Origin of the sequence: Nocardia thailandica NBRC 100428 (genome assembly GCF_000308795.1) — a bacterium.
Taxonomy (GTDB): Bacteria; Actinomycetota; Actinomycetes; order Mycobacteriales; family Mycobacteriaceae; genus Nocardia; species Nocardia thailandica.
In genome coordinates this window covers 1-11,431 of the sequence record NZ_BAGK01000291.1, presented here as the reverse complement: position 1 = coordinate 11,431, position 11,431 = coordinate 1, and the positions used below count along the sequence as shown (strand labels likewise).

Sequence of the window (11,431 nt, the reverse complement as noted above, 5' to 3'; positions counted from 1 at the left end):
CGGTGAGACCAAGGGGCAGGGTCCGGTCGCGCGACTCGGCGGCATGCATCACCTGCCCTCCTCCGACCTCGACGTCGAGCGGGTGATCACCTTCACCAAGGCGGACAACAGAACCCGTGCGGTCTACCTCGAGGTGCGCACCCCGAACGGCATCGCCCGCAAACACATCGACCCAGAGAACGGCTTACGCCACACCACCTTCGATCCCGATCTGAGCCCGCTCGAAGTGCTGACCGATATCGCGGCCGCCTTCGACAACGCGACGATCGAAGCACCTGGCACCAACGGCAACGCCCGCTGGACCGGCGTCGCCCCGTCGGGGATCACAATCCAGGGCTATTGCACTCCGGAGGGACGGATCGTGACCGCCTTTCCGGAGTGGGAGGACACGACCACGCTGCATATCCCCCACGAGAACTGAGGTTTTCGGTCACTCAGCAGACCGCATGACCGTTCCGGCCGTTGTTACAATCGGCCGGTGGAGCCCGGCACCCGCGACGAAAGCGACCATGTCGAATCCGTTTTCGCCGAGCTGAAGCTACTCAAGCGCGGCCACGGCCTGCACGCACCCGATGTGGCCGAACGGGTGGGCCCGCTGCTGCGGACGCGCTGCGGCGTGACCGAATCGGATTCCGCGGGCGACACCCGCCGCAAACTCGTGCGGACCCTGCGCGAGCAGTGCGCGGCCCTGCCCGGACCGTTGCGGGACGCGGCCGTAGCTGCGCTGGCACTGGAGGCCGACGACGCGCCGCACGTGTTTCTCACCCACAGGGTGAGTGCACTGGCCACGCGGATGGATCGCGACCCCCGCACGGCGCTGCGCCGGATCGAGCGCTCGCTCCGGCTGCTGGCACAGTCCCTGGCGAGCAGCCGATCGGTGAGCGAATCAGACTGGTACACAGAACGATTGACGGCCTTCTTGGATCTGGTGTCAGATCCACCGTGTCTCGTCGAGGAACGACGGATCGTGGCGGACACCCCGTTCCTCGACGAGATCGTCATCCCCTACAGCGCACCGACCAGCGATCACCGCGAAACCCTCCTTGCCAGGGTCGTCCACGGTGGTGAGGTGGTCGGGCGTGATCAGGTCTCCCGCTCCCACATCCAGTTCCGAGTCCGCCTGGCCCGCCCCCTGGCCGCCGGAGACAGCCACGACCTCACCACCGTGGTGGAGCTGTACCGACGGGAGTTGCTGGGCACCTACTGCGTGATCACCCCTTGGCGCCCGTGCCACTCCTTCGATGTGCGAATCCGTTTCGGCGTCGCGACCCGGCCGCGCGCAATCTGGCGGATCGGCGGCTCGCCGCCGGTAGCCCTGCACGACAATGAGCCCAGCGGTGTCCCGATCGAGCCGGATCCCGACGGCATCGCCAGGACCGGGTTCACCGCCCTGCGTCCGTCGTTGAGCTACGGGATCGGGTGGGCGCTCTGAGCACGGCGGCGCCCACCGGCGAGCTGCTGACGAGGATCCTGAGCGAGACTCCGGCCTACCGGCGGCGGTGGGCGACCGCGGGCACGCGGTTCCGCTCCCATGGCCCCGCACCCGCCGCGGTGGCCCGGGTCGTCGCCGAGCACCTGTGGAGCGCAGGTGAACACCCCGACACCGACATCGAACTTCCCCGGAGGCTTCGCGATCGCATCCGGCGCGCGCTCACCGGGATCCATCTCACGGGCCAGACCCTGGAATGGTTCATCGCCGCGTTCGACATGAGCGAGGACCACACCCGCCGGCTGTGGTCGGTGTTCTCCGGCGACGACCCGGAAGCCGTGCACAGCATCTGCGACACCGTCCCTGTCCAGCGCCCGATGACCCGACGGCAGTGGCATCGCACAATGACTCTCTTCGAGCGGTACTCCTTCGCCGTCGACGGGTCCTACAAATTGCGGCACACCCTCCAGGTCATCCAGGCGCTCGAGGACGACGTCGATTCCTATCTGTTCAACCACGAGCCCTACGCCGACCGGATCCAGGTCCTGCACGGCGGGGCGCTGGGCAACCACCACGACTACGGCTTCGGTCTGTCCAGTGACGAGATCTCCTTCGGCCGTGCACTGCTGACCGGACAGCGGATCACCCTCGAGTACAAGACGCATTTCGCGCCACGCACCCACTACCCGCGCGAGGTGCGGCGGGCCGTGCGCGCCCGGGCGGAGAACCTCGACTTCGCGATCCAGTTTCCCCGCAGGCGCCATCCGCCCGCGATCTGGTTCTGCGCCTGGCCGGATCACCTCGAAGGAGCACCGGTCCGTGAGGATCGCCTCGACATCGTCGACGGCTCCGCACATCGGTTCGTCCCCTTCGCCCAGCACTGCGTCCTCGGTTTCCGCTGGGAGTGGTAGCGATCCGCGCACTGGGCGATGTGCTCTGGCGCAGCAATGGCGCAACCCCGAACTGCGCCACGCGGTTGCTTATCTCTACCGGGTAGGACGACCCCGCTCCGGCGGGGTCCCAGTGGAAGGGAACAGCAACGATGGTCGAGAGTCACGGAGTCCGATCCCACAGCATGGTCCGGGTACTGGCCTTGCTCGGCAAGGCGACCATGCGGGCGGCGCACCGATCGTCACCTACACCACCACCTCGGCCTGCCTCGGAGCTCGACTGCTCGTCCTGTGCACGCAGCTCGGCGTCGCGGCGCTCTGCCGCTTCTCGATCTGGGTCCGCCGATCGTCCAGCTCCCCGGCCGTCGCGGTGACCTGCGGCCGGGGCCGGCTCGATCCATCCGCATACGATCAGGGGGTGGCGGTGATCTTGGTGACGGGCATGTCCGGCACGAGGAAAGTCGACGACGCTGATCGCGTTGGAGCAGCGGGGGTATCGGGTGGTGGATACCGACTACGGAGGCTGGACCGAAGAACTCCCGAATCCTGACGGCACCGGCCTGGAACCGCGGTGGCGCGAAACGCGAATCGACGCATTGATCGCTGCCCACGGCACGGGCCTCGTCGGCCAGGAACCGATACCCGAATTCCGGGTCGTCGCGATGCGCGTCGAACAGGGCGTTCGCTCGATACGCTTCGTCCAGGTCAGCGGCCGTGACGGGCTCATCGAGCCACCGATAGTAGGGCTGTCGGGCCAACCCCAGCACCCGGCACGTCACCGCGACGGGGATCCCGTCTTCGGCCAGCTCGCGGACGAGCGGGTAGATCGTTTTCCCGGCAGATTCGCCGGCGCGAAATAGGCGGCGGCCTTCTTCAGCCCTCGTTCTCTTGCTCCAGCAACCGGATTCGGCGTTTGGCTTCACGAAGCTCAGCCGGGTCGCTCGAGGTCCTTCCTGGCTTCACACCGTCGTCGACGTCGGTTTGACGCATCCATTTCGACAGCGTCATCGGGTGGATCCCGAAATCGGCGGCGATCTGCTCCAGCGTCACCCCGGCGTCACGGTTGCGAGCGACGCGCACGACGTCGTCGCGGAACTCACGGGGGTAGGGCTTGGGCACAGCGACATCCTTCCAGCCTGCCCGTAGGCAAGCCACATCAGGTGGCACCTATCCCTGCACCAGTCCCGTTCACCGGCTATGGCGCGAAGAGTTGAACCAGAACCACTGGACCAGTCTGCTCGAAGCTCGCGTGGTGATCGGCGACTTCAAGGGCCGATCACAATCTCCGGCACCGGCACTCGGCGCTGGGCTACCGGACCCCGACCGAGTACGCTGCGGCCTGCGCCCACACCCACCATCCGATGGCTTGCGGGACCAACTAGACACGGAACGAAATCACCTGGCTCTACTCCTGGGTGGGCCATTTCGATGTAGTCCTTCGGACGCAGGCGGAACGCAGTCGCGCCTTTCGTGGGCACCGGCCGGGTACTTTCGGGCGCGGGGCTGGTCAGGTGTACTGGCTCCATTGCCCGTTTTCATCCCCGCTGAGGATGGCTTTCACGCGCTGGCGCAGGCGTGCCGCGTGCTCGGGTGATGCGTCGGCGCGGCGGAGGGGGCCGCTGATCTGTACCAGGTCGCGCATCCGGCGCAGTGCCTGGAATCCGCGGTCGAAAGTCCCCAGATCATAGCCGTACTCGGCGACGAAGGCGTCGACCCATCCCTGGTCGCGGCCGAATCGGATGGCGGCGTGCCAGGTCGGGATCAGGTCGACTTCGAGGGGGCCGATGCTGGTCCAGTCCCAGTCTCCCAGGATCGGTTCGTGCCCGGCGGTGGTGTCGCGCCAGAGCAGGTTCCCGGCCCATGCGTCACCGTGGATGAGTCCTTCTCCGAGTGGCCAGTCGATGGTGGCGATCTGGTCGCGGACTTCGTCGACCAGGTCGAGCAGTCGCTGTCTGTCGGCGGTTGTCAGGTGTTGGGTGGCGGAGCGGGGGTCGGTCAGCGCGATGTGCAGGGACTCGAGCGGTACCCAGCGCGGGAGCTGCACATGCTCGGGTGGCGCGGCGGTGTGCAGCTGGCGCAGCAGCGCGCCGAGCTCGCGTGAGGTCGGCGCGGGCCCGGGGGGTTGTGGGTAGTAGGTCCAGAAGCTGATGTCGTGGTCGTCGACGACGACCGGGTGGGCGTCGGGCAGGGGTTCGGTCGCGCCGAATCCGTTGCGGGCGAGTTCGCTGGTGAGGGTGCGGGTGCGCAGTGCGCGGTCGAGGTCGGCGGCGCCGGTCGAGATCCGTGCGACGGCGCCGTGGTCGGGCAGGACGTAGACGGCGTTGCTGGAGTGGTGGATGAGCCGCGCCCGGGCCGGGGAGAGGTCGCGGAGGGCGCAGGCGGTGTGGAGGGTGGTGTCGAGGTCAGTGGTGATGGTGGTCATCGGATCGGGACCATGGCCTCGGCGAAGGCGCGCTCGACCTGCTGCACGCACGGGTGCTGGGCGTGGGGTGCGAGCTGGCGGCGCACGGTGTTGATCGCGTCGAGACCGCGGCTGCTGACGACCGTGCTGGCTGCGGGCAGCGCGTCGATGAGGATCTGGGCGGCGTGGTCGATGTCGGCGGTGGCGGGGTCGGCGACGTGGGAGCTGGCCAGGGTGGAGGCGGCGAGGACGCGGCGGCGGTCCATCTCGCTGGCGGCGCCGAGTACGAGCGGCGCGTGGTGTTGCACGCCGCGGGCGTCGCGGTGATCAGCGGCCACGTACATGGTTTCGGCGGCGAGCTGTTCGTCGGTGAAGAACCTGATCCACGCCGGTTCGTCGGCGGGGTGGGCCCGGTCTAGCTGCTGCTCGGCGGCGGCCAGGGCGCGTGCGGATGCGGCGCGGTCTCCGGCCAGTGCGTGGGCGCGCGCGAGCAGTGCGCTGCTGCGGGCGATGGTCGAGGGTGAGCCGGACTGCCGGGCGGTGCCGACGGCGGTCTCGGCGAGGGTGAGCGCGTCGGCGCGGCGGCCGACGTGGTGCGCCTGCATGGCCATGTCGGCGAGGATATGCGCCCCCAGGGCAAGGTTGCCAGCGGCCTTGGCCAGCGCGAGCGCGGTCCGGAACCACGCGGTTGCCGAGGATTGGCGGGCGGTGTCGAAGGACATGAATCCGGCCAGGTCGGCCAGGCGCGCGCTGACGGTGTGGAGCTCGGCGGCGATCGTGGTGTCGTAGCTGCCGCGCAGTGCGGGCGCGACGGTGCTGGTGAGGAACTCGGTGAGGGCGTCGCGGGCGTAGCCGCCGCCGAGGTGGCGGTCTGCGGCGGTGAGGGTGTCACACATCGACCACATGATCGCGATGTCGGCTTGGCCGATGCGGCGCCGATTCGTTCCGGCCTGCCCTGTCGCCGGGGTTTCGCCGCTGCTCCATTCGCGCAGCAGCTCGGGCAGGGGCAGCGCGGCCCACCGGTTGCCGGGCAGCACGGCCTCGGCGGCGGCGCTGGTGTCGGTGTCGGCGGTGGCGGCGGCCTGTTCCATGCGCTGCCACATGCGGGTGAGGGCGCCGCCGGTGTCGAGTGCGGCATCGAGGCGCTGCGCGAGCTCGAGATGGCAGACGCGGGTGGCTTTCTCGATCTTGCCGATGAGCGCACCGCTGTCGGAGGTCAGCTCGCCGAGCCCATTCTGAGATAGGCCGCGCAGGAGGCGCCAGTGGCGCAGCTCGGCGCCGAACACCTGGTGCGGTGTTTCGACGGTCAGCTCGCGCGGTTGCCGTGACATCGCTTCGCCCCCTTGGCTATTCGGTGACCGATTCGGACAGATTTCTGTCCGAATCGAAGCTCTTCGTCCAGCCTAGGCCGCCGCGCAGACTGATTCGTAGTGACGGGCCGGAAAGTTACCCGGATCCGAATTACGCGAAACGGTGATTCCGCTGCGTCACTGCCGAATCCGACCGATGTAGGGGGCTGCGATGGAAATGGCGAACGCGGCGCAGCAGAGCTGCCGGTACTACCGGATGACGTGCGGATTGCCCGCGGTGGTGCGGTCGGTGGAAGGCCGCTCGGACATGGTCGTGGTGCAGACGGGAGCCATTCTCGGGATCACCGTGCCTAGCGCGTTGGGTGAGGCGGTGGTGCGGGATCTGCGGGCCAGGCAATTCGCGGTCGGCGCGACTGTCGGTCATCACCGCTCGGGGCGGTGGACCTTCCTGGTCCGGGCGGATCTGCCCGCCAGCGAGCACGATCACCTCGCGTTATTCGCCCGGCTCTTCCGGCTGGATGCCAGCGTGGTGCGCGACGGTGCGGAGATCGCCCTGCCGAGCTCGCCTCGCGACGGATTCCGCTATTGGGTCGCCGACCCGCCGGGTGACGAATTCCGGCCCGCCGCCTCGGTGGTCGTCGAGGCGATCCGGCGGGTGACGGAGCCGAGCCATGCACGCTGAGGCCGGGGAGCGTCGGCTGCCGCACTGGCACGAGCTCAGCGGCGTGCTGCTCGGCGGCCGCGGTCCCGACCATCCGATCACCGGGCTGGCGCGGGTGCTGGCCAAGCTGCACAGCAAGCGGTGGCCGCGCCGTCGCCGCGCGGTCGCCGACGTGCGCCGACGGGCGGTGATCGACGCGATCGATATGTGGGTGGCCGCCGACCTGGGCACCCCGGGCATCCCCGCGGGCGCCCTCATCGACGAGATGGCCCGCGCCGGCGCGCAGGCCCGGCAGCTGCTGGCCACCACCGACCCCTCCAGCGACGCCGTGCACGCGGCGTGGACCGCGCTGGCCACGCTGGCAGACCAGTGGCCCGCCCTCGTGCAGCACCTCGCCATCCCCTACTCGATCGAGGCTCGATGACCCGCTCCGATATCCGTCCCATCCTGCCGAGCCCAAGACCGCGCTCGAAGCCCTCGCCACCCCCGACGCGCTCATCCCCCACCGCCGCCCCGAACTTATTACCGACCTGCAGGCACTGTGCGCCCTGCACCGCGCCTACCGCGCCGCGGCGATCGACCTGACCACCGCCGGCCTGCCGGAGCAGGCAGTGCGCGTGGCCTCGGAGTCGATAGCGCAGCTGGCAGCCAGCGTCGAGTACACGGTGTTCGAGATCGACGAGGAAATCGCGCGCCGCCTCGACGCCTACGCCGAGCCCTCGACCGATGCCCCGATACACACCGAATCCGTCGGCGCGGTCCTCTCGCGCATCACCCTGCTGTGGTCGAGGTCGACGCACACCGTGACGGCACCGACGACCTGCCCGAAGCAGTCGAGCTGTTCGAGCTGCTGGGCGCCTACGCCCCGCTGCGCGAGGACATCTCCAGCGGCTGACGCCAGCTACCGACGGTGCGCCGCCCCAGGCACTGACCCCGACCAGCTGCCGATACCTGGTCCACGACGGGTTCCCACCTGCGCCTGCACTACCTCACCGCGCGCACGTTCTGCCGAGCCGCGCACGCACACCTCCTCCGGCGCGCCGGAAGAGACCGGTGTCGGGGGAAGACGCCCCTCGTCCTTCCCCCGACACCACCATCCGGCTACCGAACCCTCTCCACCACGAAAGACCACCACGATGCTCCAGCTCATCAACGGCCCCGCAACGACCGCCCTCGCCGCGCCGCTGCCCGACACCGTCACGCTCATCTCACTGTGCACCGGCGCACCGATCCACGACAACGGCGGCCCGCCGACGTGGCCGGCGTGCATCACGCCTACCACCAGGGCCAGTACCGCCACGACGACGACTTCGCCGCCGACCGCCAGCAAGCCACCGAGATCCTCGACAGCATCGCCCTCTCGGTCCTGCCGCCCGCGGACCCGAGGCTACCGTCGCACACCGAGACCGTCGGCGCAGTCATCGACCGGATGGCCGCCTGGTGCACGCTGCTGCGTCACCCGATCCCCCTCACCGACACCGAGCTGGTCACGGCAAGGGCCCAGGTCGAACAGCTGGGCCGCGCCTACACCACCCTCGCCCGCCAGCTGGCCCGCGGCACTCGCCGCGTCCCCACCCGCACCGACCTCGCTCCCCTACCGCTCACCGGGCTGCGACAGATCCGGCGACATCCCTGAACCCCTCAGATCCACTGCACCACAACGACTTCCGAAGGAGGCGGCCGGTGGCCGAAGCGAGCGTCACCATCCAGACGGCTGTGTGCGAAGGCGCCAGCGCGCGATACGACATCGACGGCCGGGTCGTGCGTGTCCACGAGATCCGCTGGTCCGACGGCCGAGGACTGCCCTTCGACCCGCCGGTCGACCTGGGCGTCGCGCTGGCGCTGATGCCCCGCCCGCTCTGGGAATCGCTGCACAAATTCTCCGGCGCGGGCGGCCGCAGGCAGGAACAGGAGCGCTGACCGGCGCCTTACCGCCGCCTCGCACCCGCTGCCTGGCACGACATCGCAGTCACCAACACGCCGTAGAGCCGCCCGGGTCGGTCGTCGCCGCAACACGGCGCAGGCCTCGCCCGGGTCCGCGCATGACTGATCTGTTCGGGTCCATCTGCTAGGACTCGGTGCGATGGAAGGCCCATGCGTCGCTGACGATGTCAGCCAGGTCGGGCCGCTGCGGTTTCCAGCCGAGTACTCGGTGTGCCTTCTCACTGGAGGCGATGCAGATTGCGGGGTCACCCGGGCGGCGGTCGCCGATCCGCACGGGGAAGTCCTGACCGGTTACTTCTCGTACCGCGTCGAGCACCTGACGGTTGGTGTGTCCGTGCCCGTTGCCCAGGTTGATGATCTCGTGGCGGCCCGGCTCGATGGCGTCGAGCGCGAGCAGATGCGCGCTGGCGAGGTCGCTGACGTGGATGTAGTCCCGGATACACGTTCCATCGACGGTCGGGTAGTCGGTGCCGTAGAGGGTGAACGAATCCCGTTGTCCGAGTGCGGCTTGCAGCAGGATCGGGATGAGGTGGGTTTCGGGGTCGTGCCGTTCGCCGAGCCAGCGCCCGTTGGCCGCCTGGACTGCGCCGCTGGCGTTGAAGTAGCGCAGGCTCGCGGCCGCGAGTGGGCCTGCGCCGCATTCGCCGCTGATCATCAGGTCTATGGCGAGCTTGGTGGCCGCGTACGGGTTCTTGGGGCTGACCGGCGCGTTCTCATCGAACGCGGTGGTGCCGTCTCCGGTGTACATCGAACCGGTACTCGAGAAGATCAGCCGCGGAACTCCGGCGGCGCGGATCGCGCGCAGCAACGCCAAGGACCCTTCGATGTTCTGGTGCCAGTACTTCTCGGGGTCGCGCACCGATTCGGCGACTTCGATCTTCGCCGCGAAGTGGAGAACGCCGTCGAATCCGGCTCCCGCAGTGAGGATGTCGGCGCTGTCGTGGACCGATGCGCGGTGCAGGACGACGCCGTCGGGGACGTTCTCGGCGAAGCCTGTTGACAGGTCATCGAGTACTTCGACCTCGTGGCTGGCCTCAACGAGCTGGTGGGTCACGACGGACCCGATATATCCGGCACCGCCGGTGACGAGCAGCTTCATGGGTTGTCCTCCACAGGGGTGGTCAGATGGTGGCCGTGGCCAGAATGTAGCCCTTGGGGTCGCGGAACTGCTGTCCGGGCCGGGTGGCGAACCAGTCGGTGATGTCGGCGGGACCTGTGGGAGATGCTGCGCGGCGAGTCGGGCTCGGTGCCCGCCATCCTCGCCGCCGCGGCAGCTGCTGATCTAGTTGGTCAGGCGTTGGTAGAGCGCCCGGTCTCGACCGGGGCCCTTGAAATCCGTGGTCACCGAGACATCGCCGACAGTGTGATCGCCTGCCACGTTGGTGAATCCGAGCGCTGTCCAGGTGGCATGGGCGGCCTGGTTGCCTGGTTCTGATGTGAGGTACAGCCGGCGGCAGCCCCACGCGGTGGCCTGTGCGGACAGCGCTTCGATCAGTGCCCGTGCGATACCGCGGTGCCGGTGGCCGGGGTGGGTGATGACGTCCTGGATGTAGACCTCGGTGGGGTCGTCTTGGCTGCGGAATGCGATCACCGCGCCGACGAGGCGGTGCTCGGCGATGGCGGTGGGGCAGGTGCTGGAGAACAGGGTGGCGTACGCCCAGTAGTCCGACCAGGTGCGAGCGGTGATCCAGGGGGCACCATCGGTCATCAGGTCGATGAGCTCGCCGATCCGCTCCCTCGTGAGCGGATCAATCCTCACCGGAGTACGGCGGCAGGGTCGCCGCCGGTGTAGATCACGGCGTTCTCGTCGTCGGTGGGTGGGTCGAAGCGAGCGAAGAAGTCGTCGAGCGCTTCGGGGGTCACGGTGAGGGCGTTGGCGTCCTCTCGCTGGTTGCGTTCGGCGAGCCGGCGAAGCAGTTCGGGCTTGTCCACGGGCAGGTACACCAGTCGTGGTGTGCCGCCGGCGTTGTCGATGACTTCGCGCCAGACGTCGCGGTCCTTGCGCAGCCAGAGTCCGTGGTCGAGGACGACGCTGGTGCCCGCGCGCAGGTGCTCGATGACCTGGTTGCGGATGTCATCGACGACGGGGGCTTCGCGCTGGAAGTACTCGCGTTCGGGGTAGTCGATGCCGTAGCGGCCGTGTCGGCGGTGGACTTCCTCGTCGACCGAGAGCCGGGTCAGCCCCTGATCGGCGAGTGCGGTGGCCAGGACGGTCTTTCCGGAGCCGGTGATGCCGCACAGCAGCACCGCCAGGGGTTTGTCCACGGTTTCACTCCTCGGTCGTTCTTGCTGGTGGCCGCCATTCGATGACGATCCTACGAGCCTGTTCGCTCCAGTGGTCAGGCATTTTCCGCAGGCTCACCGGCTGGTAGTCCGGGCGCGGATCGTTGGGGTCGAGGCGCCCGCCATGAGCGGCGGTGTGGGCCAGTAGCCGCGTGGCTTCGCGGCGCACGGCCGGGGTGTGCTCGATCCATTCGCCGCTGCCGTAGCGGGTGATACGCTGGTCGAGGTCATCGAGCACTCCGGCGCGCCACTTGAAGTGGTGCACGCACACCAGCCGATCCGGGCGCGGGCGGTGTCCGGGGGCGCGGTGCTGGCCGGGGGCCGGGGCGACGTCGTGGCGTGCGGCGACGATCTTTCGCGGGTCGCCCCGCAGGATGCGGTGGGTGAGGTGACCGCCGAGAGGGAACATCCGGTCCAGTTCGGCGGGTGTGGCGTCTTCGTCGAGGGTGGGGAGTTCGCCTGAGGTGGTGATCCGGTCCAGCATCAGCCCGCCCACGACCTTGTGGTGCGTGT

The 11,431-nt window shown here is 68.9% G+C and carries 15 protein-coding genes; 8 read left to right on the top strand and 7 right to left on the bottom strand.

Going from position 1 to position 11,431, the window contains the following annotated elements:
* The 4 genes from ON36_RS28775 to ON36_RS35955 form a co-directional block, all read left to right on the top strand.
* Positions 1–421 (top strand): EndoU domain-containing protein (locus ON36_RS28775; RefSeq protein WP_169334746.1); only part of this gene is annotated, 421 nt, incomplete at its 5' end.
* Positions 422–478: 57 nt separating this feature from the next.
* On the top strand, positions 479–1,432 hold the full coding sequence (locus ON36_RS28770) for a hypothetical protein (protein WP_052314452.1): 954 nt from the start codon (positions 479–481) through the stop codon (positions 1,430–1,432).
* Positions 1,420–2,340 (top strand): hypothetical protein, encoded by a 921-nt coding sequence (locus ON36_RS28765; RefSeq protein ID WP_052314451.1) that lies wholly within the window; start codon positions 1,420–1,422, stop codon positions 2,338–2,340. The genes ON36_RS28770 and ON36_RS28765 overlap by 13 nt, the downstream gene beginning before the upstream one ends.
* 482 nt (positions 2,341–2,822) lie before the next feature.
* On the top strand, positions 2,823–3,179 hold the full coding sequence (locus ON36_RS35955) for a hypothetical protein (RefSeq protein WP_218001245.1): 357 nt from the start codon (positions 2,823–2,825) through the stop codon (positions 3,177–3,179).
* Positions 3,180–3,192: 13 nt separating this feature from the next.
* On the opposite strand, the gene ON36_RS28760 is transcribed toward ON36_RS35955, so the two are convergent.
* The 3 genes from ON36_RS28760 to ON36_RS28750 all read right to left on the bottom strand — a co-directional run bounded on the left by ON36_RS28760 (position 3,193) and on the right by ON36_RS28750 (position 6,051).
* Positions 3,193–3,438 (bottom strand): transposase, encoded by a 246-nt coding sequence (locus tag ON36_RS28760; protein WP_083885498.1) that lies wholly within the window; start codon positions 3,436–3,438, stop codon positions 3,193–3,195.
* Positions 3,439–3,826: 388 nt separating this feature from the next.
* A complete protein-coding gene (locus ON36_RS28755) occupies positions 3,827–4,741 on the bottom strand; it encodes a phosphotransferase (protein WP_043660260.1) in 915 nt (304 codons plus the stop codon).
* Entirely contained in the window at positions 4,738–6,051 is a 1,314-nt protein-coding gene (locus tag ON36_RS28750) for a helix-turn-helix domain-containing protein (RefSeq protein WP_043660259.1), read from the bottom strand. The genes ON36_RS28755 and ON36_RS28750 overlap by 4 nt, the downstream gene beginning before the upstream one ends.
* A 190-nt stretch (positions 6,052–6,241) precedes the next feature.
* Between ON36_RS28750 and ON36_RS28745 the strand changes: the two genes are divergently transcribed.
* The 4 genes from ON36_RS28745 (at position 6,242) to ON36_RS33030 (ending at position 8,611) form a co-directional block, all read left to right on the top strand.
* Positions 6,242–6,712: a hypothetical protein gene (locus tag ON36_RS28745; protein WP_043660257.1), complete on the top strand. Its 471-nt coding sequence runs from the start codon at positions 6,242–6,244 to the stop codon at positions 6,710–6,712.
* Entirely contained in the window at positions 6,702–7,115 is a 414-nt protein-coding gene (locus ON36_RS28740) for a hypothetical protein (RefSeq protein WP_052314450.1), read from the top strand. The genes ON36_RS28745 and ON36_RS28740 overlap by 11 nt, the downstream gene beginning before the upstream one ends.
* An 831-nt stretch (positions 7,116–7,946) precedes the next feature.
* Entirely contained in the window at positions 7,947–8,327 is a 381-nt protein-coding gene (locus ON36_RS28735) for a DUF4254 domain-containing protein (protein WP_043660254.1), read from the top strand.
* A 47-nt stretch (positions 8,328–8,374) separates the two neighbouring features.
* Complete coding sequence (locus ON36_RS33030; protein ID WP_052314449.1) at positions 8,375–8,611, top strand: hypothetical protein; 237 nt, start codon at positions 8,375–8,377, stop codon at positions 8,609–8,611.
* 148 nt (positions 8,612–8,759) lie between these two features.
* On the opposite strand, the gene galE is transcribed toward ON36_RS33030, so the two are convergent.
* The 4 genes from galE to ON36_RS28710 form a co-directional block, all read right to left on the bottom strand.
* A complete protein-coding gene (gene galE, locus ON36_RS28725) occupies positions 8,760–9,734 on the bottom strand; it encodes a UDP-glucose 4-epimerase GalE (protein ID WP_043660250.1) in 975 nt (324 codons plus the stop codon).
* 183 nt (positions 9,735–9,917) lie between these two features.
* Positions 9,918–10,394, bottom strand: a complete 477-nt coding sequence (locus ON36_RS28720; protein ID WP_043660248.1) for a GNAT family N-acetyltransferase — start codon at positions 10,392–10,394, stop codon at positions 9,918–9,920.
* The gene (locus ON36_RS28715; protein ID WP_052314448.1) at positions 10,391–10,900 is read right to left on the bottom strand and encodes a P-loop nucleotide/nucleoside kinase family protein; all 510 of its coding nucleotides are present in this window, start codon (positions 10,898–10,900) and stop codon (positions 10,391–10,393) included. Before ON36_RS28715 ends, ON36_RS28720 begins: the two co-directional genes overlap by 4 nt.
* Positions 10,901–10,904: 4 nt before the next feature.
* On the bottom strand, positions 10,905–11,431 hold a 527-nt coding region (locus tag ON36_RS28710; protein WP_043660245.1), incomplete at its 5' end, for a hypothetical protein.